The organism is Enterobacter cloacae complex sp. 2022EL-00788 (assembly GCF_026627565.1).
Taxonomy (GTDB): Bacteria; Pseudomonadota; Gammaproteobacteria; order Enterobacterales; family Enterobacteriaceae; genus Enterobacter; species Enterobacter pasteurii.
Map to the genome: position 1 here is coordinate 178,780 of NZ_JAPNMC010000002.1, position 19,995 is coordinate 198,774.

A 19,995-nucleotide genomic window follows, 5' to 3' on the forward strand; every position below is an offset into this window, starting at 1 on the left:
AACTACTCCTCAAGGCTTTTCGCCAGGATAACTTTGACGAGCCTCTCAGCAGCAGATTTCTGCGCCGGAACGGAGGCAATAATCGTTGGACGTTCTTTTTCGGCATTCACGCAGATACCGCCCCAGCGCGAAATCAGGAAGAAGTCTTCCATCTCAGAGGAGCCCGCGCTGCTTGCCAGTTCCTCAATCATCTGGACGATATCGACGATTGAGTGTTCAGCCATCAGCCGCTGAACGGCGTAGCCGAAGGCATTAATTATCACTGCGTGGAACTGAATGTAGTCGCGCTTGTAGTCTGCCTGGCTGGTGCCGTGGCGAATCGCTTCGATCTGCGTCAGGGCCAACCAGGCCTCCCAGATGGATTCGATGTCTCCCATTTCCAGCGGCTTGCTGCCCGCGCTGGCAAACTTGGCCGTCGCGTCGCTAAGCGCCTTGAAGCTAACCCACAACTTACTTTTCGCCGGAACGACGTTGTGCTCGAAGTCTGTAATCTCTGAGAAGGTGTCGTGCTGAGACAGGAACGACACCATCCCTTGGGCCACATCATTACGCCCGTCATAGGCCATGTTGATCGCAGCGGAAGGTTTCGAGACGTTGTTATTGATATCGGAGAAGAACTGCTGGCGTGCCTTCAGTGGGAGGTTATGGGTCAGCATTAATGGGATGCTGATCGGCTCTCCGTATGTCCGGCAAAACTCGGCTAATCCGGCGGCGCGGTGCTGGCCGTCGAACAGCTTGATCACCGCATCCATCGGGAAACGTGCGACGCCTACATTCGTATTGCCGAACTCTTCAAACTCAATATCAGCGTCGCAGTTGCCTACCAGCGGTGGAATGATGAAGGGTTCTTTATTTTTGTAGGCATTGACGAGGTACTGGTAAAACTTCTTCACGCGCGCCTGGTTAATTTCGCGTTGAGAGCGCTCGAGCGTGCTGCCGTGATTGTCAGACGCAAGTATGCGCGTTAGCGCGCGAGCAGGCGCCGTGATCATGTAAGTCGCCGTGCTACCCTGCATGCCGCGCGACGCCGGGAACTCAAAGAAATAATCGCCTACTTTGCTCATGCCGCCTCCTGCCTTTCCCGATATTCTTCAGCGAGGCGCTGCGCCTTTAATGGATTGCTGACCACTTCACCCCATGGCATTAGCCAGCCGTTACCAATGAAGGGAAGGCACAGTGTGCCAACCCTGATGTCGTCGTGAGCGTGAGTCATAGGATGGACTCCATTTCGTCGATGTAGAGGCCCTGAGCAATCAGGCGGCTACGGCGGGCGGCGCGAGCAATGCATTCCTGCCGTCTGCCTTCCTGCGATTGCTCTATGGCGCGCCGGGTGAACAGCCGCGATTTACCCTGCGGCGTTACGACCTTTGGCTTGCTGGCCAGGCTAAATGTCCGGTCGCAGATACCGTCCTCGTTGAGCCATTTTTCAGACTCAACGATCTGCGCTATCTGTCCGGCGCCGCGGGTAATGCCGTTGGCCACCCGGTTAAACTCAATGAGCGTTACGCCAAACTTCTCAGCGATTTCGCTGCCGGTGACCGGGCGGCCGCGCGTCTGAATCATCCAGATCACGCGTTCACGGAGGCCGGAGAATTGCCCGGTTCGCCCGGGCCTGCGGTAAAAGGGTGTGCGTTTCATTCGAGCTCCAGAATGCGGCGCTTCGTGTCCGCAACAAGTTCGAGGAAGTCTTTTCGTCGCGCGCGAAGCCGGGCTATTTCAGATTCACATTCGGCAGCTGTAAGGCGATAGACGATGAGCTGTTTACCGTCCGGGAAGTCTGAGCAGTAGCTGATGAAGTCCACCCAATCCCTGCCAGAGCAATCAAGGTGACCGACCAGTTGCCATCTGTATGCTGGATCGAAGGAGCCGCGGGTGAGGGTGGTGTAGTGAGTGGCGGCAATGACCGACTTAATCTCAACGAGCCCGTCCTGGCCAACGAGGCCGTCGGGGCTGTCGCCGTACGTGTCGTGATCAAAGAAACCGCCGTTATCCACGTCGACGAAGTTCATCTCTTCGTACAGCATGCGGGCAATTGGCTCCTGTTCGTGCCCGCGCTCCATGTGCTCGTTTGAGAAGCCAAACTCAGACTTGCACCCCTTAATTTGCTCAAGCGCCAACTGAAGGGCGTAACGCTTGGCTGGTTCGCCAAAAGCCTTCCCATCGTTAGCCATGATCAGGCCGAAGTTTGAAGCGGTGGCCTTACCCAGGCGAAGAGTGTCCCACTCTTCACCGTTTTGCTCGACGTCGTGCCAGATCATGATGAACACTCCTGCTCAAGCTGGCGGCGATGCTCTGGAGAGATGTCCATTCTCGCCAGCACTGCATCAAGGTTCCCATCGCGCTTGAAGGCGGCCTTAGCGTTATTCCATGCCTGCGTTTTTTCCGGCGAAAGCACCGGCTTTGTAACGCGCGCCGGACTTAAGCGGAGACCTTCAACCGATTCCTTTCCGAACCGGACATTTTTATCGACATAAACAGTGACCTTCACGCCTACCCAATCCTCAAGGAAGGGGGATCCGGTAATGCTTTTCAGCATCTTGCTGTTCGTGGCATTCAGTATCATCGGCTTAAGCTTTTCGCCAGGGCGCAGCTCGCGCTCTTCAAAATAAGCAGTGTTAAAAACGTCTTTGGATTTTTTTGTTTTGTCGTTTTCTAACGTTGCCCGGGCGATCGTCAGCACGGTTGGCTCAACGATGTCGGCACTGCTCAGGTAAGGCGAGTCAAAAGCTTTTCGGTAGTGAGTTTTAGATTCAGACATTTCATGCATCCTTAAAACGGGCAGGGAGCTTGTCGCTGCCATTCTTCTTCGGCCCGGGCATATGCACAGGCAGAAATGTATTCGTTGTATGCCTCTTCGGCCTTTTCTCCGATAAGCGCAAACTGAGCTTCCTGAGGCAGGAACAAATTGCTCATCTCCAGAGGTTTCGCAGGGAACATGGCAATTAGTTCTTTCGCCCGGTCGTAGATCCACTTCTCTTTCTCGTCGGTGAGCTGCTGCTCGACCCAGCTCCGGTCTTCGATACGGTCGTAAGTGAGGAATGCGTTCATGGTTGCCTCAGTAATGGATTTTCGCGCAGGGGATCAGGTCATCTTTGAGAGCGGTAAGCACTTCGATAGCCTGTTCGCGGGTTAAGCTGGTATTGCTGGTGAGCGCGTTAACGATGTTGGTGCCGACCGTCTTGCGGTGTTTCACATCAGCTTCGCGCTTTGCCTGCTCGTCGGCTTTGCGATTCTCTTCGGCCAAGCGTTTCTCTTCTGCCTGTTGTGCTTTCTGCCGCTCAGCTTCAACCGCCGCGGCCTTTTCGCGTTCCGCCCGGTCTTCTGCTTCCTTCTTCTCGCGTGCCGCACGCTGTTCCGCTTCAATGCGCTGGCGTTCCGCCAGTTCAGCGCGGGCTTTCTCTTCGGCTTCACGGCGCGCTGCGGCTTCAATCTCAGCCTTGTGCTTCGCTTCGGCTTCGTGTTTGGCCTGTTCTGCTGCTTCCTGCTTCAGTCGCTCGTCACGTTCACGCTGAGCTTGTTCCTCCTGGCGGCGCTGCTCTTCGCGGTTACGGTCAAAATCCTTATTCATCAGCAGAGCCATTTCGTGGTCAGCTTCAAACTTGGCCGCCAGCTCCTGATCGAACTTGATGTTCATTTCAAGCGCTTCGGCGTGCATCGCGTTCATGGCTTCTTCAGCCTTGATGCGCTCCTGCTCGGCTTCCCATTCGGTGAGTGGGAGGCGGGTCGCGTCGCGCAGCTCGTCGCAGGCATCAACGAAACGCTTAATTTCGGCCTCAGCCGGGCGCACAGCCTCTTTCAGGCGCTTTAGGTACTCACGTCCAGGCTTTTCGATTGCCGTCTTGCTGCGAGACACCTGCGCCGCCAGAGAAGCGACACGGTCGCGGCCTTTCTTCGTGGATAGGTCCGGCACTTCGTTTACTGCCTGGCGGATCTGTTCGAGAAAAGCGTCGAGGCCACCCGATACGTAAAGCACTGGCGCCTGCTCCGGCTTGATTTCGATGACAGTTAAGTCCGTTACTTCGCTCATGGTTTCTCCTGAAATTTGGATGTGCAGATCCCGCCCGCAGAAAGCCAGGCCGATCGGTTGAATAGGGTGGTTACTGCTGCGCGATGTCTTTAGCCGGGAACTCGCCGTTGCGGAGGATGCTCTCTACTGGCCAGCATTCAGCTGACACTTTCTGCTCTGTAGCTGCCTGGCTGCATTCCTGCTGGCTGTCGTAAACGCCGAGAATGACATCCTGATAGTCACCGTTGGTCATTGCCACGGTCAGGACGAGTGCGAATAAAGTTTCCATCAGTGAAGAGTCCTCCCGATGGCGACGGCGTAAAGGCGCTTTGCTTCTTCCCATGCCGGAGCATTGCGATGGAGCACCGCGAACGACGCGAGTCGCTGGGCCTCTCTGATCTGCTGCTGGTTTACCATGATTTCCTCTTGGCCTTATCGCGGCTAACGGAACGGTTAATACAAGACTTCTGCGCATGCGCGGCAAAACAAAAAAATTGGCGGTGGATGGCCGCCGGTTGTCATAACTAAGCCGCCTCGGTGAAGCGACTGAGGTATGAAAAAAGCCGCTGGTTAGGCGGCTCTGAGTTTGTTGACGTAATTCATGCACGCTGTAGGGCTGCATGTTCGCCATGTGGTTTTATGCTGCATACGCTTGCTAGGCGGGTAATAAGCAACAGTCCCTTGCGGCGTGCGAAATATGAGGGTGTTCTCTCCCTCTTCGAACTCAACGCCATTACGCAGAAAGAATGCCTTCATCCCTTCATGTGCCGAATTGCGCGCCATTCTGCGCCGCTCTTTGAGTTCTGGCTTCATGTCTCGCCAAAACTCCCCCATCGTATAATCGTCGTCTGCCATAAACCCTCTATCGTATCCCGCTGATGCGGGTGAAATGTTTTGGCGATGTGGTAGGTGGGAGACCCATTTCGACCCGATTCGGCCTACTTATCTTCGGCAATAGCTCCTCGGGCCTCGCCGCTTTACGTGCGACATATTCCCGTCCATGAACCCTTCACCACATCCCAAAACATTCCCTGTATTGGTCAGCGCCAACTCCCTGCCAGTGTTGCCCGTTCTCACGCCGTTCTCGCTCTCGCGCGGGGATACTCTCTCACCGACCGGATCGCACCCGGTGATACAGCACGTTTTCGTGTGGGGGTCTTAACAGGTCATTGACGCTGTAAATCTGCATGTTGTTAAAAAGCAGGCGACTTGCTGTCCGCCGCTGGCTAACTTCGCTCAGCTGTCGATGTTTCGTTTCGATGGATTAAAGATAACCTTAGTTATGAGTGATGGCAATAACCTAATTTATGATTATCATCACAAAAGTTATAATGGCATGATAACTAAAAGAATTTATTTTTGTAAAAAGGTGGGGTTGATGGATTTTGGGCAATAAAAAACCCCGCATTGCGGGGCTCATAATCAAATGGGGGTTAGAAATAACCGTTGTCTTTGCAGACTGATATCGTTGATAGGGTCTCGGCATCATCACCGCCCATACCTATAAAGCCAGCGTGTGGTTTGCCATTATTAATAAGCATGACCATGAATGGGGTGTTTCCAGCATAGCCGCCGTATGAGTTTTTCGAGTTAACTAGGCCGCAGTAGGCCCCTTTCCCGTTGCTCACAAACTTTGAGTGCTTGAACCTGGCGCTTTCAGGATCCTTCAATTGGTCTTTTACTGCGTTCTCAACAGCATTAATCTCCTGCTTCGTGAGAGATCTATATTTCCAGACAGTTGCCGGTTTCTCGTTATCAGAAGTGTTAGGTGTTGGACTTACATCAATGCAGTTAGCCCATTGCTCAGTTATTCGAGCAATACGGTCTGAGATGGCGAATTCAGTTTTAGAAAGGCTTGCGGCGAATACTTTTGTCTTATCATCAAGAAAAAGCATTCCGTTTTTTTGTTCACTGATTATCGGGGAAATGACCACGCCGCCAGCTGGACGGGTGGCTTTAAAGGATTTGCCATCAAATTCTACAGTGCCTTTACCGCCGGGAATCATAGGTGCATTAGCACCTTTGCTTATGTCGGACTTAGCGTAATCGCAGCTCAGAATGGTTGACCCGATTGCGTTCGTTGTTAAGGCCAGAAAAGATAATGCTATAAGTTGTAATTTCATCCATGCCCTCTGAATTACCAGATAGTAGACGTCCAGAACATGCGCCCAAGGATCTCTACGCTTTCAATGTCAGCCTCTTCATCAGGGTACTCTTCACTGTTGAAGCTGCGAATCACGATACGAGTAGGGCTCACACGATAAATGGATTTTAGTCTTTTCCATCCATCCTGGCTGATTGCATAGACTTTGCCATCGACGATTTTTTTATCGTTCGTGTTAATAGCGACGGTTGTTCCCTCTGGGATCATAGGCTCCATGCTATTTCCTGATGCCGGGAAGCACAGCACACTATCTTTCTGGGCTCCCACCTTACGCAGGGTAGACTTCGCAAAACGGAGTTTGAATCCGTTATAGTCATCTTCCAAGCAGGAACCATCACCACAAGCAAGTTCTATGTCTTTCAGATATGGCACTTCGACCTCGTCATCTGGCAGATCTGTTTTGCTATCCCAAGCGTCAACTTTACCCCATTCCGATTCTGGTGGGATAGCGGATTCCATGCGTCCTTCGTCCTGCATTGAGCCTATGCCAGAACTGAGCCATTCCGGGCGCACATTCAATGCATGAGCAAGCTCAACCATCTTACGACTGCCTGTGGTTTTGCCTGATGTCATTTTCTGAATTGCAGGTTGAGATATGCCGACCTTCTCAGCCAGCTGCCCTTGGGATATGCCTGCGGCGCTCATAGCCGCGTTTAGTCGATCTGCGAATGTTTTCATAGCGCCAATATATAACTCAGGTTATGCAGAGTAAAATAACAAAGGTTATGGACAACACCCATAACTTGGGTTATCTTTTAATTAATCCAGTAATCGGATAGGTAAAATCCATGAACAAAGTTATTCAACGAGCTTTAGAAATCGTTGGCAGCCAGAAGCGACTCGCAGATATTTGCGGCGTCAGCCAGCCAGCGGTTCACAAGTGGCTTAACGGTGGTTCCGTATCTCCGGAAAAAGTAACAGCCATCGTAAACGCTACTGGCGGCGAGATTAAGGCACACGAAATTCGACCTGATCTTCCCGACCTATTTCCACACCCAGAGAACCATGCCGCTTAACGGCGGCCCTAACCACGAAAGGGAAAGCAATGCATTCACTTGCGTACCAACAAAATACCAAATTATCGGTGTCGCCGATGATTTACCAGAATCGCCGGGAACCTGATTCCAAGGCGTTAAACATCGATGGGATCCGCGCAGCTGTTCGCGCCTGGGCAGCTGACTGCCGCAGCCGTGAATTTGTCGCTGCGCTGATTGTTGAAGAGTGGCGGGCTACCGGCGGCACCGGGCTGGATATCCCGACCGACTCGCACCGTCAGATGCAGAAAGTGTTTCGCTGGATCGATGGCGACACCGAGTACGCCGCCAACAACATTCGCCAGCTGGCACCGGCAATTATGTCCGTGATGCCGCTGGAATACCGCAACCGCCTGGCGCCGCAGAACGACACGATGTCGCTGATCGCTACTGCGATGAAAGAGTGTGCCGAAGCTAAGCAGGCCGTGCTGCTGGACGCTCCAGAGCATCAGAAGCTGAAAGAGGTGAGCGAGGGTATAGCGTCGCTGTTCCGCCTCATGCCGGAGCAGGTAGGGCCTCTGATGACGATGGTTACATCGATGCTGGGGGTTATGTGAGAGGCATCAGAAAAGAAAAAGCCCTTGAAGCGGTCACTTCAAAGGCCTTCCAAACACTGTGTTACGCCAAGTAACGGGAGTAATTATGGCAAACACCGCCAAAGTAATCAAATTCCCTGCGCAGCAACCGGCGCAGCAGGAGAATCGCATGGCCGATCTGGAAAATGGCTATTTACGCCTTGCTAACCAGATTCAGGATGCCTTGTGTTTCGTAGAGCTTTCGGGGCGTGAGTTCCGCGTGCTGAATGCTATTGTTCGCCTGACGTATGGCTGGTCCAAGAAAGAGGACCGGATCACCAACAGTCTCATTGCTGATAAAACCAGGCTGGCCGTTAAGCACGTTTCTGAAGCTGTGCTCAGCCTGGCTTATCGCAACATCATCAAGATGCGCAGAATCGGGCAGACACGTTACATCGGGATTAACACGCTCCTGGATAGCTGGGCTTACACAAAGCCAAAATGTGCAAAGTGCCCGGTCAGTTTCCCGGTCGCTGAAGTTGTAACGCATGTTATTACCATCCCTGAAATCGGGGATGGCAAAATCACCCCACAAACCATCCCTGAAAACAGGGATAACCATCCCCAAAAACAGGGAGAGGTATCCCTGAAAACAGGGAACACCAAAGACATTCTTCCAAAGACAAATATAAAACCTAATACCCCCTCTAATCCCCCAAGGGGGAAGGACAAGTTTGATCCGCTCAGTGTTGACGTTCCTGAGTGGCTAAATCAAACCGCCTGGCATGAATGGGTTGCTTACCGCAAACAGTCTGGTAAGCCGATCAAAACTGAGCTGACCGTCACGAAGGCATTCAAGCTGCTGAAAGAGTGCCTGGAAGACGGACATAACCCGGTAGACGTGATCAACACCAGTATTGCTAACGGATATCAGGGGCTGTTTAAGCCGAAGTTCTCTGTCAAACCAGCCGCCAAGCCAGATCTGGACTTCAACAACACTGACTGGGCCTATGAGGTGATTCGATGAAATCTCTTGCAGAGCAGATGCGTAACCACGACCGCGAGCAGATGGGCCGCATGGCCCATAACCTGCCAGAGCAGTATCAGGAGCGCGCGCCGGTAGAGCAGGTGGCTCAGATATTCAACAAGCTGTTCAACGAGCTGCGCGCCGCGTTCCCGGCCAGCATGGCGAACTTCCGCGAGCAGCGTGATTTGGACGAATTCCGCCGTCAGTGGCTGCTGGCGTTTCAGGAAAACGGGATCCACTCAATGGCGCAAGTCGATGCCGGTATGCGCATTGCCCGCCGCCAGGAGCGCCCATTCCTGCCGTCGCCGGGCCAGTTCGTCGCCTGGTGCAAACAGAGTGGCGGGGCGCTGGGTATCACCGTTGACCAGGTGATCGCCGAATACTGGGAATGGCGTAACCGCTCGTTCGAATTCACCTCCAGCGAGCAATTCCCCTGGTCGCAGCCTGTCATGTACCACATCTGCGTCGAACTGCGCCACCGCAGCACTGAGCGCCAGTTAACGCATGGTGAGCTAGCGCGGGAAGCGGGTGAACTGCTGGATATGTGGGAGATACGTGTCACGGAGGGCAAACCAGTGCCGCCGGTACGCCGGGCAATTGCTGCACCGGCTGCAGAGCACGGACCGACTCCTATCCAGCTTCTGCAGGCCAAGTACAACCGCAACAAGTCGAACGGGATGGTGTGAGATGGACAGCTTAAAGCAACGCATCGTTGATTACGTGGCCGCTAACCAGCCTGTTAAGCGTGCTGACCTTATCGTGGCGATTGGCATTAGTGGTAAGGGGTTGGATCGGGAAATCGCTGCACTGCGCGGTCTGGAGATGATTTTCAGCATGGCGGGCTTCGGCTACTTCACCAGCAAAACGTCTTATCAGGAATGGCTTAAAGGCGCTGGATCAAATTACCTGAGGGACCGGGCAATCAAAGGCGGTTATCGCAGCGTAGAGGCCCGCCGACAAAGCGAGAACAGCTACCCGGCGCGCATCATCTCGGTATTGAGTGATGGCAGTAAGCTGGGAGCCTCCCAAATCGCTGAGGCCATGGGCGCCACCTACCGGAGCATATCCAGCGTAATTTCGGTGATGGTTAACGCGGGTGAGCTGAAGTTTGAAGGGCCAAAAGGCCATCGCATTTATTCGCTCGCGAAGCCGAGAAAGAAAGCCGGCCGCCGTGCGGAGTCGGTAAACGTGATCTGCCAGGAGTGCCGGAACAGTCCGGCGATGAAGCGAGTATTGATGGTTTGGGGGAGGGTAGGGGTATGAAACTGAAAATGCACACGCCGGACGGATCGGTGATTGTCGAAAGTAACCTTGTAACGCAGTTCTACCCTGATTTCGAAAGCGGCGGCGAGCTGACCACCATCGAAACGGTATCGGCAACAGGAGAAACATTCTCGGTGAAAGTTAAGCACTCGTTTATGCAGGTAACAAGCGCACTGGCTAACGCCTGGAGCGTTGACGAAAAGAAAGCAGAAGGAGCCGCCCAATGAGCAACATCGACAAACAGGCGCTGACAGACGAAGCAATCAGCAAGGCCTTTGCTGGTACAAATTTTGGCAGAGATGACTTTAAAAACATTCTGGCCGAAACGGTTATTGATGCCGCTGCGGGTTGGCGTTGCGGCTACACAGCAACAACTATCTGTACTCAGCTTGGACTTTTGACACCGAAGGGTTGCGCGTCCGCACTTGGATTGAGGTTTATCAGTGAGCACGTTCAGCGCGAAACAAAGCGTCTGAAGGATGAGCTGGAAGCCAAAGACAGGCGCAACGAACGCGCATTGTCGCTCCTGAACGATGCCAACACGGAAAACGTCTGGGAAAACATCGGTCGCCTCAAAGTTGTTATCAGTGGCGATCATCGCAGTGAAGCTGAAACCGGCGCCGCAGCAGGTAAAGGAGAGGTATCATGAGCTCTCTTACCAAAGAGCAGTTACGCGAACGTGCGCGCGATAAGGTTAAGTCGCTGGAGCTTGCGGTAACACAGACCGCCTTTGCCGATTCACGCGCAGAGCTTGAAGAAGAACTGAAGCTGGCGCGTATAGCGCTGGCATCGCTCGAAGCGGAGCCGATTTACCAGCTGTGGGATGAGGGTTATTACGATACGCAAAAGGAAACCTACGACGCTGTGCTTAATGCTGTAGGCACTGGCGTGCGTGGGCGCATCGTTTACACCGCCCCGCCAGCGCCGGTATCTGTGCCTGATGAAATAACTTTTGAGAAAATCGCAGAAATTACAGCATCTCAAGGCTATGAATATTCCATCAACGAATGCATTTGCGCGGCCTCATGGTGGAACGCCTGCCGCGCCGCCATGCTTCAGGGTGCCGATGGCAACTCTCCGGTGATTCCGGATGGTTGGGTGCTGGTGCCGGTTGAGCCGACCTATCAGATGTGCGAGGCAATGGGCATGCCGTGGGAGAGACCGAGATTCCCGGATCGCTATAAAGCCATGCTCGCAGCGGCGCCGGTGCAGGAGGTGAAGTGATGGAAATCATCCTGGGTACATGCAGCTGCGGCGAGCCAATCAGCATCGAGTTAAACGCCGATCCACAGCTATGCGGACGTACCGACAGAAAGCGCCCGTTCTATCCGGACGAAAACGTTGAGCCATTCAAGGTGGGGCAATTCACATATACCCAGGATGGCGTGACTACGTTCAAATGCCGCAAGTGTGGCGGTTATATTGCTGACACTGTTCCGGAAGCTGCGTGGGGACCGATCGATGCCTAACCCATTCGACGCATAACAAACAGGCCTCTTCGGAGGCCTTTCTCTTGCGTTGATTTTATGGAATCAAGCAGCCATACTATCTGTGCTGGCGGCCTGAACACCCGTTGGTGACTTCTGCGCATTTAAGGGGACTTAAATGCGATCACAATCTGAACTCCTCACCTTGTCACAGATGCTTATCGGCACCTGCGATTTTCTGCATTCTGCGTTACCTCTCGGGGGTGGCGTATGAAACAGCACTACTGCATCGTTAACGACACCGTTAAAGACAACCTCATAGCGTACATTCGCACCCTGCCGGTAAACCCTCGCGCGCCGATGGTGGTCGAGGCCCGGGAAGAGACGCGTACAGACAAACAGAACCGCCTGATGTGGCCGCTGTTGAAAGATCTCTCTGTCCAAGTCGTCTGGCACGGCGAAAAGCTTGAGCCGAAGGAATGGAAAGACCTGATCACTGTTCTGGTTAGCCAGATGCAGGACCCGGAGAATGAGCAGAAATCAGCGCCGGGCATTAATGGCGGACGCGTTTATTTCGGTGTCAGCACATCCAAATCCAGCAAGCGCTACATGGTCGACGTCATCGAGGCGATTTACTGGTTCGGTACCGAACGCGGCGTGAAGTTCTCAGAAGCATCCAGTAAGCGCATTGCCTGGGCGCAAGAGTGGAGGGCTTCTCGTGGGTAGTCCTCTCGCACGCGTCATCACAAATGAAATCTTCCGCGTTCCGGCGCGCCGCCAGCGTAAGCCCGTGGTTAAGCCGTCAGACATCCCGACACTGAAAGACTACACCGCCCGCCTGGTGGATCAGAAATGGCTGCGTCTCGCGGCACGGAGGAGTCATGCGTAAACCATCCCGCCGTAAGTGCAAAGTGTGCGGTGAATACTTCGTGCCGAAATTCCACGACATCCGGATCCGCTGGTGCTGCCCGGAGCATGGCGCAATCCTAGCGATGCAAGAGCGCGAAAAGGAGAAGGTGAAGGCCATGGCTAAGCGCATCAAGGAGCGCAAAGAGAAAGAGCGCGCGGAACGCCGGGACCTGAAAGCGAGAAAGGTGGCACTAAAAACGAAACCGCAATGGAGGGCTGAAGCGCAGGCGGCTTTCAACCGGTATGTCCGTCTGAGGGATGCTGGTAAGCCATGCATCAGCTGCGGCAGGCTTCCGGAGCAGAAGTTTGGCGGAACCATGGACTGCGGCCACTACCGCACCCGCGGCGCAGCGGCGCACCTGGCTTTCAACCTTCACAATACAGCTGCCCAGTGCGTTTATTGCAATCGGGATCGCGACGGCGCGCAAAAGGCTTTCGAGCAGGGCCTCATTGAGCGTATCGGTGCCAAAAAAGTTGATGCGATAAACAACGATAACTCCGTACGCCGATTCGACATCCCATACCTGCAGCGCATCAAATCCATTTTCACACGCAAAGCCCGCGCACTGGAAAAACGCCGCGCCCGTCGACAGGAGGCCGCATGAACCACAACGACTTCCTCCGGTACCAGGCCGAAAGCGTTAAGCGCGCCAGCATGCCGCCAGTAGCAAAACACAGCCAGACCAAAAACAAACAGCCACAGAAGGAAGCCGCATGAACAGTCAGCAACTGGAATACGTACGTCAGCAGCTCATTGTGGCTACCGCAGATCTGAGCGGGGCGACGAAAGGGCAGCTGGTAGCTTTCGCCGAGAATGCGCAATTCACCGCGACGGCGCGCAGCCGGGGCCGGAAGAAAATCACTGACCCGGTTACCGGCCGGAAAGTTAACCCGGACGGCCCGGCGATGAGCGGCAGCCAGTCCCGCGCTAAAGGCTCATCTATCGCGCTGGTCAGTCCGGTAGAGTTCGAGACCGCATCGTGGCGCCGCGCTGTCCTGTCGCTGGAGGACCACCAGAAAGCTTGGCTGCTGTGGAACTACAGCGATAGCGTTAGCTTTGAGCACCAGGTGGCTATCACCCAGTGGGCGTGGGCAGAGTTCCGGGAGCAGCTCGGCGCGAAGAAGGTGGCCGGTAAGACGATGGAGCGCCTGAAGAAGCTTATCTGGCTGGCGGCGCAGGACGTTAAAGCGGAGTTGGCGGGCCGTGAGACATACGAATACCAGGTGCTGGCGGAACTGGCTGGCGTGGCGAAATCCACCTGGACGGAAACGTATCTGCCTCACTGGCTGGCGATGCGTAACAACTTTAAGCGGCTCGATAGCGGTGCGCTTATCTCAGTAACGCGATCACGTTCACAACAAAAGGCGACATATTTAGATGTAAGTCTTGCAAAACCGAACTGAAACGCATATATTTCATGTAAATCTGATATCGTCACCATAGCTTCGTAGGTCGACAAAAAATTACAAGCCTCGCCATCGTGCGGGGCTTTTTCGTTTCAGGTTCAGAAGCACAGCGGTTGTGCGTTCGGCTGTTAACCGAATGGTCGAAGGTTCGAATCCTTCCTGTCCCGCCAAATTCGCCGGTCTAGTTCAGTGGCAGAACGGCAGCCTTGTAAGCTGCGCGTCAGAGGTTCGATTCCTTTGCCCGGCACCAGAACCCACTACCTGGGACCCTTCGGCCAGAGAGCCGACATTGCCTTACCCTCACATTGCCAGCCTGTCGCTGGCTTTTTTATTTTCAGGCTCCGGGAACCATCATCGACACGCCTACTTGTTAAATCGTCCCGAGGGCCTGACCTTATCAACCAGCACCAAGTAGGTGCGAACATGAAGAAAACCACTATGCAAGACAGACCAGATACCTGGGCGGTGATGCTTGCGTGGCTTGTAAACCACAAAAACGAAGCTGGCTATTCGGTACTGGCTTTTGTCATGTCGATACTCGCTACCTCGCGCGGCGCGAAATCAAAGTGGAAAGACCGGATCGCCGGCGCAACGATGTGCGGGATCCTTTGCTTTTTCGCTCAGCCGACACTTACGGCTATATGGGCAATCTTTAACTGGAATTTCCCCCCTGAGCTTTGCTGGCCGATCTCGGCTGGCGTCGGGTATGTGGGGGTGGATTCGCTTTTCGCCTATGCGCGCCGTCGCCTTGGCCTGAATGAACCGGGAGACAAAGCAAATGCTGACCCTCAGTAAATTCCAGCAAGCAACGGGCACCAGTTCGGCACTGGCCGGGAAGTGGTTTCCAGTCGTGCTGGCAGCAATGCAGAAGTACGACATAAGCACACCTTTAAGGCAGGCGCACTTCCTCGCACAGGTTGGGCATGAATCATCTGGCTTCGTGCATGTGGAAGAGAGCCTGAATTACCGCTACGGCGCATTGCTGGCAATGTTCGGCAATCGAATCAGCCAGGAAGATGCTTTCAGATATGGTCGTGTTGATTCCGGCCAGAATGCTCATCCGGCCGACCAGAAAATGATTGGCAGCATCATCTACGCCAACCGGAACGGGAACGGCGATCGCAACAGTGGTGATGGATATCGTTACCGCGGGCGCGGCCTGATTCAGGTGACGGGGAAAGCGAATTACGCCGCGCTGGTGAAGCAGCTTGGCGTTGATATCGTGAAGAGCCCGGAACTACTCACTCAGCATCAATATGCTGCTGAATCCGCAGCCGCCTGGTGGAGCAATCACGGACTTAACGCTATCGCTGACTCAGATGATGTTAGCCGCATCACCAGAATCATCAACGGTGGTACCAACGGACTGGAGGACAGGAAAGCCCGCTTGACTAAAGCTAAGGGGGTTTTATGTTCGGGTTAATCAGTTTATTCCGCATTTTCAAAAACAATGCGCACATTCTCATTCCTTGCGCGTTCATCATCCTTGTCGCCATTTGCCTGTGGGGGCTTAATGCCCGCAACCAACAGTTGACGGCGACGAACGACAGGCTGACACAGCTTAACGACAGCAAGGATGTGCAGATCAACGACCTGAGGGCTAAAAATGACGATCTGGCGGGGAGTGTTAAAGAACTTGCTGGCGCCGTTAACAGGCAAAACGTGGTCATGTCTGAAGTCGCAGAACAACGGGCTGAGTCGGCCAAGCAGAACCGAATGCTCCAGAGCGAGATTAAGCGCTACCTGGCGGCAGATAAGTGCGCTGCTGCTCCTGTTCCTGATGCCGCTGTTGAGCGGTTGCGCGCAGCAGCAGAAGCCGCCCGTGGAATACCGGGTGATAAAGCAGCCGGCCCTGAACCTTCCGGCGGATCTGACGTCGCGAATTGATGTGCCTGATCTGCCAGACAATCCCTCATACGGTGACAGCGTATCGATGAACGCAACACTTTACGGGATCGTCGGCCAGTGCAATTACGACAGGGCAGCGATTAGAAAACTGCAGGTGACAGATAAAGAGCCTCATCCCTGAGGTTCTGACACAGTCTCTCCTCTGGACTTTAACCGTAGCAGAATCACAGAGCCTCGCATCGGCGGGGCTTTTTTATGTCCGCAGTTAAAACCACACGCGCCATGCCCGGCGCTTTAAACAACACAGAGCCTTTCAGGAATCAGCTTCGGAAATAACCGTTATAAGCGGCGGCTTCTCTGTGGGCGGTTATCTGGGCAACGAGGCTTATTCACTAAAAGGTAATCGCGATGAATAAATTTATTGAGAGAGCATCAAGAATTGGTCGTCTGTATTCGGAGTATTTACGAACTCAGGCCGGTGAGATGGATGTTCTAGCTGAAATTCAGAAGATGGGCGATGAGCTTAAAGCAGCGGGGTGTGTTAACTCCCATTTCTTTGATGCCTTACTTAGGCACGGATTTATGCATGACATGATTTCTGTAAATAAACAGAGGGCGGATGGTGAACCCCATGTGTATGTTTTGCATGCAGAAGATAGCGGACTTACCAAAATCGGATTCAGTACTCGTGTAGACAAGCGAGTGAGTGAAATTGCCCGGATGAGCGGAGCGTCACTGAAGATGATCGCAAAGATACCGGCGCAGAGATGTTTGGAGACAGAATTGCACCAGAAGTATGGCGGGTTCAGAGCGCATGGGGAGTGGTTTTGTCTAATGAAAGAGCACCTTTCAGAGTTGGCATCATATCCCGGAAACCTTATTGCCAATAAGCGACCATCATAAGCCGCATTTACGAGTGCGCCTGATGTACAACATCACGAAAGATGGCTGGATGATGCTTGTAATGGGATTCACTGGCAAAACAGCTGCCGCAGTAAAGGAGTGTTACATCAATGCCTTAAACTGGATGGCCGAGCAGCTAAGCCGACGCATGGCGATGGGCGAAGAAATGCAGCACCGCTACGCCATCAAAGAAACTCGCTCAAAGCTGAAAGGCACGATCGGCAGCCGGTTAATGAACGAGCGGAAGAAAGAGAAGCGAGTTCTGGAACTCGAGCATGAGCACATCATGCAGGTGACGCAACCAGAACTTTTGGCTGGTAACTATTTTAAACCGTAAATGGAATAGTTAAATGGTGTAACATTATCACTCTTGATAAGGAGGGTTAATGTCCGGATCACTATCAACCTCAGTTATATCCTTCCCATGGCGAGATATTATTACGCCAATCGTAGGGCTTGTTGGTGCATTTGGCGGGGCGCTTCTTGCCAATCATTTCGCCGATGAAAGATGGCAGAAACAAGTCCAACATGAGGCGAGTAAGGAATCTTCGAAAGTTGTCAGGGATAAAGGTGAGGAGTTATACACTCTCTGCTGTCGCTGGGAGAAGATGCTGTTTCTGATCCAAATGGCTCAGATAAGGTATATCAAGAGCCAGCGTGAGTGGGATGGATTCAATGACTACATCAATACTATATCGCTCGGCCCTGGAGTTTTTGATCGTTTAGAATCCTTGTTGCACATCTATTTTTATGAGCTTACCCCGCGCATTGGATTGATTCAGTCTGAGATGAAAAAATGCAATGAACTCTACGAAAATTACCGTAGGGGTTTAATCACCGATGTCGAAGAAAGCTCAAGGATTATTAACCAGTCCTCAATAGATTTAGAAGAGCATATGCTAATCATGAAAGAACACATTAGAAATAAACTGAAGATTTGATTTAACCGCCTCCGGGCGGTTTTTTATTGCCATCCCCATGGGGCAACCCATCGCAATGACGTTATCCCCTATAGCGGATAATAATGCGAATATCCCCACAAGCGGATAAAGAGGCTCTCAATGCCCGACATCTACCAAATTACGCTAACCACCCAGACAGGCGAAACCTTCACGGGCAAGATGTCACGACGTCAGCCTGAGCTGGTGAACGGCTTTGTGCCGCTGGCTACGGAGACGGGCGAGTGGCTGTATTTCGCTCCTGCTGATGTGAAGCGCGTGGAGTTCACGCCGGTACCGGCAGAGCAGATCGTACAGCCAGAAGAACAAACAACGGAGTAACGAATGAGCAAACCGGACTGGGAGGCCATCGAGACGGCGTACCGGGCCGGAGTGATGTCCCTCCGAGAAATAGCATCACAACACGGCATCAGCGAAGGTGCTATCCGTAAGCGTGCTAAGCGTGACGACTGGTCGCGTGACCTGAATGCGAAGATTCAGCAAAAGGCTGACGATCTGGTACGCAAACAGGAGGTACGCAAACAGGTACGCAACGAAAGCACTTTGACCGAACGCGTACTGATAGAGGCGACTGCCGAGGTGATTGCCACGGTACGCATGGAGCACAGGGGAGACATCCGACGGGCTCGCGAACTGACAAACATGCTATTCGATGAGTTGGCCGGTGAGTGTGGCGATGTGGCCGCGCTTGAGATGCTCGGTGACCTGATGCGCCGTGAGGACGATAAAGGTCAGGATAAGCTCAACGATCTGTACCACAAAATAATCAGCCTGCCTTCCCGTGTTAAATCCATGAAAGACCTGAGTGACAGCCTGAAGACGCTGATCGGCCTCGAGCGTGAGGCGTACAGCATCGAGAATAAGGCGGAAACGAAAGAGGTAACGCATAACGTCATGCTGGTCCCAACCAGTGACAGCGTGGATGACTGGGAAGCGGCAGCGCAGAAACAACAGGGCGGGGTGCTCGGTGGATGAATTACAAAGCTGTATGGAAGCCACTGCCTGGATCTCAGTCTCTGGCGCTGAGCTGCCCGTGTAACGAAATTCTGTTCGAAGGCACTCGTGGACCGGGTAAAACCGCTGCGCAGTTAGCCAGGTTCCGGCGCAATGTCGGCGTGGGCTATGGCTCGTTCTGGCGCGGCGTCATCTTCGACACCGAATATAAGAACCTTGCCGACATCATTACGCAGTCTAAGCGTATGTTTCGCCTGTTCAACGACGGCGCGCGCTATCTGTCATCTGCGAGCGAATTGCGATGGGTATGGCCTACTGGCGAGGAACTGCTCTTCCGCTTCGGCAAAGAGGCGGACGACTACTGGGATTTCCACGGGCAGGAATTCCCGTTCATTGGCTTTAACGAGCTGACTAAGCAGCAGTCCCCGGAATTCTACGAAATGATGTTCTCCTGCCGCCGCTCATCGTTCAGGCCGGAAAACTACCCGCTGGAGAATGGCAAGTTATTGAGGCCAATCCCGCTGGAGACGTTCAGCACGACCAACCCGTTCGGCATCGGGCATACCTGGGTGAAGAAGCGATTCATTGAGCCAGCGCCGCGCGGAACCGTACAGCGCGACCGGCAAATGGTATTCAACCCTCAGAATGAGCGAGAAGAGGAAATCACGCTGACCCGCGTGGCAATCCACGGATCGTTCAAAGAGAACCCGTACCTCGACCCGCAGTACATCGCTACCCTGATGGCCATCAAAGACCCTAACCGACGCAAAGCGTGGGTAGAGGGCTCCTGGGATGTGACCAGCGGCGGGCGATTTGACCACCTTTGGAATGAATCGCTGCACGTCATTAAGCCGTTCCGCATACCGGATAGCTGGACCGTCGACCGCTCCCATGACTGGGGTGAGTCGAAGCCGTTCTCTAACCTCTGGTGGGCGCAGGCTGATGGTACTGCCGCCGAGCTGCCAGATGGTCGACAGTTCTGCCCGCCGGCAGGTTCGATAATCCTGATCGGCGAGTGGTACGGCTGCCCGCCTGACGATCTGAACAAAGGCCTGAATATGTCATCCACCAACGTCGCGAAAGGCGTGGCGTGGATTGACAAGCGGCTGGTGGGCGAAGAAGCCGACGAGCCGGAAGAGATTCAAATCGACGGTGTCACGCAGGGCCAGCTTCACATTATGCCGGGCATCTGTAGCGAAGTGATCCCCGGACCAGCTGACGGGGCGATATTCAACACCGGCGATAACGAGTTATCGATAGCTCAGAAGATGGAAGCGCAGGGCGTTACCTGGTTGCCAGCTAATAAGAAGCCTGGCTCCCGTATCAATGGCGCATCTCTTTTTGCGGACATGCTCGAAGCGGTGATTGAAGGCGTGAAGCTGGAATCAGGCATGCCTGAGAAGCCAGCATTCTACGTTTTTGACTACTGCCGTGGCTGGATAAGCCGCATCCCGGTGCTCGTTCGTGACGATAAAAACCCTGATGACGTCGATACTCAGCAAGAAGACCACGACTGGGATGGAACACGTTATCGCGTACTGCATTCGCCGAAGCAGGTCGGCGCAGTATTCTTCTAAGG

34 protein-coding genes, 2 tRNA genes and 2 pseudogenes are annotated in these 19,995 nt (G+C 53.6%); 26 read left to right on the plus strand and 12 right to left on the minus strand.

From position 1 onward, the window contains the following. Positions 1 to 2: 2 nt before the first annotated feature. From OWK27_RS03360 to OWK27_RS03415, 12 genes and pseudogenes are all read right to left on the minus strand, one after another. Entirely contained in the window at positions 3 to 1,064 is a 1,062-nt protein-coding gene (locus tag OWK27_RS03360) for a DGQHR domain-containing protein (RefSeq protein ID WP_267589816.1), read from the minus strand. Further along, positions 1,061 to 1,213, minus strand: a complete 153-nt coding sequence (locus tag OWK27_RS03365) for a DUF1317 family protein (RefSeq protein ID WP_006809793.1) — start codon at positions 1,211 to 1,213, stop codon at positions 1,061 to 1,063. The genes OWK27_RS03360 and OWK27_RS03365 overlap by 4 nt, the downstream gene beginning before the upstream one ends. Beyond that, positions 1,210 to 1,638: a regulator gene (locus OWK27_RS03370; RefSeq protein ID WP_267589817.1), complete on the minus strand. Its 429-nt coding sequence runs from the start codon at positions 1,636 to 1,638 to the stop codon at positions 1,210 to 1,212. Before OWK27_RS03370 ends, OWK27_RS03365 begins: the two co-directional genes overlap by 4 nt. After that, positions 1,635 to 2,258: a lambda exonuclease family protein gene (locus OWK27_RS03375; protein ID WP_267589818.1), complete on the minus strand. Its 624-nt coding sequence runs from the start codon at positions 2,256 to 2,258 to the stop codon at positions 1,635 to 1,637. The genes OWK27_RS03370 and OWK27_RS03375 overlap by 4 nt, the downstream gene beginning before the upstream one ends. Then, on the minus strand, positions 2,255 to 2,536 hold the full coding sequence (locus OWK27_RS03380; RefSeq protein WP_162148171.1) for a hypothetical protein: 282 nt from the start codon (positions 2,534 to 2,536) through the stop codon (positions 2,255 to 2,257). Before OWK27_RS03380 ends, OWK27_RS03375 begins: the two co-directional genes overlap by 4 nt. A 23-nt stretch (positions 2,537 to 2,559) precedes the next feature. Further along, positions 2,560 to 2,758 (minus strand): annotated as a pseudogene (locus OWK27_RS03385) (hypothetical protein). An 11-nt stretch (positions 2,759 to 2,769) separates the two neighbouring features. Continuing rightward, a complete protein-coding gene (gene gamL / locus OWK27_RS03390) occupies positions 2,770 to 3,048 on the minus strand; it encodes a host nuclease inhibitor GamL (protein ID WP_267589819.1) in 279 nt (92 codons plus the stop codon). Between the two features lie 7 nt (positions 3,049 to 3,055). Continuing rightward, positions 3,056 to 4,027, minus strand: a complete 972-nt coding sequence (locus tag OWK27_RS03395) for a hypothetical protein (protein WP_267589820.1) — start codon at positions 4,025 to 4,027, stop codon at positions 3,056 to 3,058. A gap of 70 nt (positions 4,028 to 4,097) precedes the next feature. Continuing rightward, the gene (locus OWK27_RS03400; protein ID WP_126525405.1) at positions 4,098 to 4,295 is read right to left on the minus strand and encodes a DUF1482 family protein; all 198 of its coding nucleotides are present in this window, start codon (positions 4,293 to 4,295) and stop codon (positions 4,098 to 4,100) included. 281 nt (positions 4,296 to 4,576) lie between these two features. Further along, the gene (locus OWK27_RS03405; protein ID WP_267589821.1) at positions 4,577 to 4,861 is read right to left on the minus strand and encodes a hypothetical protein; all 285 of its coding nucleotides are present in this window, start codon (positions 4,859 to 4,861) and stop codon (positions 4,577 to 4,579) included. 578 nt (positions 4,862 to 5,439) lie between these two features. After that, positions 5,440 to 6,129, minus strand: coding sequence for a hypothetical protein (locus tag OWK27_RS03410; protein ID WP_267589822.1), 690 nt, complete (start codon positions 6,127 to 6,129; stop codon positions 5,440 to 5,442). A 14-nt stretch (positions 6,130 to 6,143) separates the two neighbouring features. Further along, the gene (locus OWK27_RS03415) at positions 6,144 to 6,848 is read right to left on the minus strand and encodes an XRE family transcriptional regulator (RefSeq protein WP_267589823.1); all 705 of its coding nucleotides are present in this window, start codon (positions 6,846 to 6,848) and stop codon (positions 6,144 to 6,146) included. Between the two features lie 110 nt (positions 6,849 to 6,958). Between OWK27_RS03415 and OWK27_RS03420 the strand changes: the two genes are divergently transcribed. From OWK27_RS03420 to OWK27_RS03540, 26 genes and pseudogenes are all read left to right on the plus strand, one after another. Then, positions 6,959 to 7,186 carry a transcriptional regulator gene (locus OWK27_RS03420; protein WP_016042179.1) on the plus strand — a complete coding sequence of 76 codons (228 nt, stop codon included), beginning with the start codon at positions 6,959 to 6,961 and terminating at the stop codon, positions 7,184 to 7,186. A gap of 29 nt (positions 7,187 to 7,215) precedes the next feature. After that, a complete protein-coding gene (locus OWK27_RS03425; protein ID WP_176608612.1) occupies positions 7,216 to 7,761 on the plus strand; it encodes a toxin YdaT family protein in 546 nt (181 codons plus the stop codon). 85 nt (positions 7,762 to 7,846) lie between these two features. Then, positions 7,847 to 8,746: a replication protein gene (locus tag OWK27_RS03430; RefSeq protein ID WP_324291165.1), complete on the plus strand. Its 900-nt coding sequence runs from the start codon at positions 7,847 to 7,849 to the stop codon at positions 8,744 to 8,746. Beyond that, positions 8,743 to 9,432, plus strand: coding sequence for a replication protein P (locus tag OWK27_RS03435; RefSeq protein WP_267589824.1), 690 nt, complete (start codon positions 8,743 to 8,745; stop codon positions 9,430 to 9,432). Before OWK27_RS03430 ends, OWK27_RS03435 begins: the two co-directional genes overlap by 4 nt. Before the next feature lies 1 nt (position 9,433). Further along, on the plus strand, positions 9,434 to 10,009 hold the full coding sequence (locus OWK27_RS03440) for an ArsR family transcriptional regulator (RefSeq protein WP_267589825.1): 576 nt from the start codon (positions 9,434 to 9,436) through the stop codon (positions 10,007 to 10,009). Then, positions 10,006 to 10,236: a hypothetical protein gene (locus OWK27_RS03445; protein ID WP_267589826.1), complete on the plus strand. Its 231-nt coding sequence runs from the start codon at positions 10,006 to 10,008 to the stop codon at positions 10,234 to 10,236. Before OWK27_RS03440 ends, OWK27_RS03445 begins: the two co-directional genes overlap by 4 nt. Next, positions 10,233 to 10,658, plus strand: a complete 426-nt coding sequence (locus tag OWK27_RS03450) for a hypothetical protein (protein ID WP_267589827.1) — start codon at positions 10,233 to 10,235, stop codon at positions 10,656 to 10,658. The genes OWK27_RS03445 and OWK27_RS03450 overlap by 4 nt, the downstream gene beginning before the upstream one ends. Further along, positions 10,655 to 11,233 (plus strand): hypothetical protein, encoded by a 579-nt coding sequence (locus OWK27_RS03455; protein ID WP_267589828.1) that lies wholly within the window; start codon positions 10,655 to 10,657, stop codon positions 11,231 to 11,233. The genes OWK27_RS03450 and OWK27_RS03455 overlap by 4 nt, the downstream gene beginning before the upstream one ends. Continuing rightward, positions 11,233 to 11,478 (plus strand): hypothetical protein, encoded by a 246-nt coding sequence (locus OWK27_RS03460; protein WP_267589829.1) that lies wholly within the window; start codon positions 11,233 to 11,235, stop codon positions 11,476 to 11,478. The genes OWK27_RS03455 and OWK27_RS03460 overlap by 1 nt, the downstream gene beginning before the upstream one ends. A gap of 228 nt (positions 11,479 to 11,706) precedes the next feature. Next, positions 11,707 to 12,162 (plus strand): recombination protein NinB, encoded by a 456-nt coding sequence (locus OWK27_RS03465; RefSeq protein WP_267589830.1) that lies wholly within the window; start codon positions 11,707 to 11,709, stop codon positions 12,160 to 12,162. After that, complete coding sequence (locus tag OWK27_RS03470) at positions 12,155 to 12,325, plus strand: NinE family protein (protein WP_267589831.1); 171 nt, start codon at positions 12,155 to 12,157, stop codon at positions 12,323 to 12,325. Before OWK27_RS03465 ends, OWK27_RS03470 begins: the two co-directional genes overlap by 8 nt. After that, positions 12,318 to 12,950, plus strand: a complete 633-nt coding sequence (locus tag OWK27_RS03475) for a recombination protein NinG (RefSeq protein ID WP_267589832.1) — start codon at positions 12,318 to 12,320, stop codon at positions 12,948 to 12,950. The genes OWK27_RS03470 and OWK27_RS03475 overlap by 8 nt, the downstream gene beginning before the upstream one ends. Then, entirely contained in the window at positions 12,947 to 13,063 is a 117-nt protein-coding gene (locus OWK27_RS03480; protein ID WP_267589833.1) for a hypothetical protein, read from the plus strand. Before OWK27_RS03475 ends, OWK27_RS03480 begins: the two co-directional genes overlap by 4 nt. Beyond that, on the plus strand, positions 13,060 to 13,749 hold the full coding sequence (locus tag OWK27_RS03485) for a bacteriophage antitermination protein Q (RefSeq protein WP_267589834.1): 690 nt from the start codon (positions 13,060 to 13,062) through the stop codon (positions 13,747 to 13,749). The genes OWK27_RS03480 and OWK27_RS03485 overlap by 4 nt, the downstream gene beginning before the upstream one ends. 98 nt (positions 13,750 to 13,847) lie before the next feature. Beyond that, positions 13,848 to 13,922, plus strand: a tRNA-Asn gene (locus OWK27_RS03490). Positions 13,923 to 13,927: 5 nt separating this feature from the next. Further along, positions 13,928 to 14,002: transfer RNA gene (locus OWK27_RS03495), tRNA-Thr, on the plus strand. 173 nt (positions 14,003 to 14,175) lie between these two features. Further along, positions 14,176 to 14,547 (plus strand): phage holin family protein, encoded by a 372-nt coding sequence (locus OWK27_RS03500; RefSeq protein WP_048961198.1) that lies wholly within the window; start codon positions 14,176 to 14,178, stop codon positions 14,545 to 14,547. Continuing rightward, positions 14,531 to 15,175 carry a glycoside hydrolase family 19 protein gene (locus tag OWK27_RS03505; RefSeq protein ID WP_267589835.1) on the plus strand — a complete coding sequence of 215 codons (645 nt, stop codon included), beginning with the start codon at positions 14,531 to 14,533 and terminating at the stop codon, positions 15,173 to 15,175. The genes OWK27_RS03500 and OWK27_RS03505 overlap by 17 nt, the downstream gene beginning before the upstream one ends. Next, complete coding sequence (locus OWK27_RS03510; RefSeq protein ID WP_094948165.1) at positions 15,163 to 15,639, plus strand: Rz lytic protein; 477 nt, start codon at positions 15,163 to 15,165, stop codon at positions 15,637 to 15,639. The genes OWK27_RS03505 and OWK27_RS03510 overlap by 13 nt, the downstream gene beginning before the upstream one ends. Next, the gene (lysC, locus tag OWK27_RS24345) at positions 15,533 to 15,781 is read left to right on the plus strand and encodes an Rz1-like lysis system protein LysC (RefSeq protein ID WP_420712929.1); all 249 of its coding nucleotides are present in this window, start codon (positions 15,533 to 15,535) and stop codon (positions 15,779 to 15,781) included. Before OWK27_RS03510 ends, lysC begins: the two co-directional genes overlap by 107 nt. A 227-nt stretch (positions 15,782 to 16,008) precedes the next feature. After that, positions 16,009 to 16,503, plus strand: a complete 495-nt coding sequence (locus tag OWK27_RS03515) for a GIY-YIG nuclease family protein (protein ID WP_267589836.1) — start codon at positions 16,009 to 16,011, stop codon at positions 16,501 to 16,503. Between the two features lie 10 nt (positions 16,504 to 16,513). Continuing rightward, positions 16,514 to 16,840 (plus strand): annotated as a pseudogene (locus tag OWK27_RS03520) (Rha family transcriptional regulator); the annotation flags it as partial. A 49-nt stretch (positions 16,841 to 16,889) separates the two neighbouring features. After that, positions 16,890 to 17,444, plus strand: a complete 555-nt coding sequence (locus OWK27_RS03525) for a hypothetical protein (RefSeq protein WP_267589837.1) — start codon at positions 16,890 to 16,892, stop codon at positions 17,442 to 17,444. A gap of 120 nt (positions 17,445 to 17,564) precedes the next feature. Further along, positions 17,565 to 17,783, plus strand: a complete 219-nt coding sequence (locus tag OWK27_RS03530) for a hypothetical protein (protein ID WP_267589838.1) — start codon at positions 17,565 to 17,567, stop codon at positions 17,781 to 17,783. A 3-nt stretch (positions 17,784 to 17,786) separates the two neighbouring features. Then, entirely contained in the window at positions 17,787 to 18,437 is a 651-nt protein-coding gene (locus OWK27_RS03535) for a hypothetical protein (RefSeq protein ID WP_112032432.1), read from the plus strand. Continuing rightward, complete coding sequence (locus OWK27_RS03540; RefSeq protein WP_267589839.1) at positions 18,434 to 19,993, plus strand: terminase; 1,560 nt, start codon at positions 18,434 to 18,436, stop codon at positions 19,991 to 19,993. The genes OWK27_RS03535 and OWK27_RS03540 overlap by 4 nt, the downstream gene beginning before the upstream one ends. Positions 19,994 to 19,995 lie beyond the last annotated feature (2 nt).

What these genes read in the sequence shown, in the direction of transcription:
- OWK27_RS03360 (WP_267589816.1), bottom strand. Translation starts at nt 1,064, where the DNA reads ATGAGCAAAGTAGGCGATTATTTCTTTGAGTTCCCGGCGTCGCGCGGC.
- OWK27_RS03365 (WP_006809793.1), bottom strand. Translation starts at nt 1,213, where the DNA reads ATGACTCACGCTCACGACGACATCAGGGTTGGCACACTGTGCCTTCCC.
- OWK27_RS03370 (WP_267589817.1), bottom strand. Translation starts at nt 1,638, where the DNA reads ATGAAACGCACACCCTTTTACCGCAGGCCCGGGCGAACCGGGCAATTC.
- OWK27_RS03375 (WP_267589818.1), bottom strand. Translation starts at nt 2,258, where the DNA reads ATGATCTGGCACGACGTCGAGCAAAACGGTGAAGAGTGGGACACTCTT.
- OWK27_RS03380 (WP_162148171.1), bottom strand. Translation starts at nt 2,536, where the DNA reads ATGCTGAAAAGCATTACCGGATCCCCCTTCCTTGAGGATTGGGTAGGC.
- gamL (WP_267589819.1), bottom strand. Translation starts at nt 3,048, where the DNA reads ATGAACGCATTCCTCACTTACGACCGTATCGAAGACCGGAGCTGGGTC.
- OWK27_RS03395 (WP_267589820.1), bottom strand. Translation starts at nt 4,027, where the DNA reads ATGAGCGAAGTAACGGACTTAACTGTCATCGAAATCAAGCCGGAGCAG.
- OWK27_RS03400 (WP_126525405.1), bottom strand. Translation starts at nt 4,295, where the DNA reads ATGGAAACTTTATTCGCACTCGTCCTGACCGTGGCAATGACCAACGGT.
- OWK27_RS03405 (WP_267589821.1), bottom strand. Translation starts at nt 4,861, where the DNA reads ATGGCAGACGACGATTATACGATGGGGGAGTTTTGGCGAGACATGAAG.
- OWK27_RS03410 (WP_267589822.1), bottom strand. Translation starts at nt 6,129, where the DNA reads ATGAAATTACAACTTATAGCATTATCTTTTCTGGCCTTAACAACGAAC.
- OWK27_RS03415 (WP_267589823.1), bottom strand. Translation starts at nt 6,848, where the DNA reads ATGAAAACATTCGCAGATCGACTAAACGCGGCTATGAGCGCCGCAGGC.
- OWK27_RS03420 (WP_016042179.1), top strand. Translation starts at nt 6,959, where the DNA reads ATGAACAAAGTTATTCAACGAGCTTTAGAAATCGTTGGCAGCCAGAAG.
- OWK27_RS03425 (WP_176608612.1), top strand. Translation starts at nt 7,216, where the DNA reads ATGCATTCACTTGCGTACCAACAAAATACCAAATTATCGGTGTCGCCG.
- OWK27_RS03430 (WP_324291165.1), top strand. Translation starts at nt 7,847, where the DNA reads ATGGCAAACACCGCCAAAGTAATCAAATTCCCTGCGCAGCAACCGGCG.
- OWK27_RS03435 (WP_267589824.1), top strand. Translation starts at nt 8,743, where the DNA reads ATGAAATCTCTTGCAGAGCAGATGCGTAACCACGACCGCGAGCAGATG.
- OWK27_RS03440 (WP_267589825.1), top strand. Translation starts at nt 9,434, where the DNA reads ATGGACAGCTTAAAGCAACGCATCGTTGATTACGTGGCCGCTAACCAG.
- OWK27_RS03445 (WP_267589826.1), top strand. Translation starts at nt 10,006, where the DNA reads ATGAAACTGAAAATGCACACGCCGGACGGATCGGTGATTGTCGAAAGT.
- OWK27_RS03450 (WP_267589827.1), top strand. Translation starts at nt 10,233, where the DNA reads ATGAGCAACATCGACAAACAGGCGCTGACAGACGAAGCAATCAGCAAG.
- OWK27_RS03455 (WP_267589828.1), top strand. Translation starts at nt 10,655, where the DNA reads ATGAGCTCTCTTACCAAAGAGCAGTTACGCGAACGTGCGCGCGATAAG.
- OWK27_RS03460 (WP_267589829.1), top strand. Translation starts at nt 11,233, where the DNA reads ATGGAAATCATCCTGGGTACATGCAGCTGCGGCGAGCCAATCAGCATC.
- OWK27_RS03465 (WP_267589830.1), top strand. Translation starts at nt 11,707, where the DNA reads ATGAAACAGCACTACTGCATCGTTAACGACACCGTTAAAGACAACCTC.
- OWK27_RS03475 (WP_267589832.1), top strand. Translation starts at nt 12,318, where the DNA reads ATGCGTAAACCATCCCGCCGTAAGTGCAAAGTGTGCGGTGAATACTTC.
- OWK27_RS03480 (WP_267589833.1), top strand. Translation starts at nt 12,947, where the DNA reads ATGAACCACAACGACTTCCTCCGGTACCAGGCCGAAAGCGTTAAGCGC.
- OWK27_RS03485 (WP_267589834.1), top strand. Translation starts at nt 13,060, where the DNA reads ATGAACAGTCAGCAACTGGAATACGTACGTCAGCAGCTCATTGTGGCT.
- OWK27_RS03500 (WP_048961198.1), top strand. Translation starts at nt 14,176, where the DNA reads ATGAAGAAAACCACTATGCAAGACAGACCAGATACCTGGGCGGTGATG.
- OWK27_RS03505 (WP_267589835.1), top strand. Translation starts at nt 14,531, where the DNA reads ATGCTGACCCTCAGTAAATTCCAGCAAGCAACGGGCACCAGTTCGGCA.
- OWK27_RS03510 (WP_094948165.1), top strand. Translation starts at nt 15,163, where the DNA reads ATGTTCGGGTTAATCAGTTTATTCCGCATTTTCAAAAACAATGCGCAC.
- lysC (WP_420712929.1), top strand. Translation starts at nt 15,533, where the DNA reads ATGCCGCTGTTGAGCGGTTGCGCGCAGCAGCAGAAGCCGCCCGTGGAA.
- OWK27_RS03515 (WP_267589836.1), top strand. Translation starts at nt 16,009, where the DNA reads ATGAATAAATTTATTGAGAGAGCATCAAGAATTGGTCGTCTGTATTCG.
- OWK27_RS03525 (WP_267589837.1), top strand. Translation starts at nt 16,890, where the DNA reads ATGTCCGGATCACTATCAACCTCAGTTATATCCTTCCCATGGCGAGAT.
- OWK27_RS03530 (WP_267589838.1), top strand. Translation starts at nt 17,565, where the DNA reads ATGCCCGACATCTACCAAATTACGCTAACCACCCAGACAGGCGAAACC.
- OWK27_RS03535 (WP_112032432.1), top strand. Translation starts at nt 17,787, where the DNA reads ATGAGCAAACCGGACTGGGAGGCCATCGAGACGGCGTACCGGGCCGGA.
- OWK27_RS03540 (WP_267589839.1), top strand. Translation starts at nt 18,434, where the DNA reads ATGAATTACAAAGCTGTATGGAAGCCACTGCCTGGATCTCAGTCTCTG.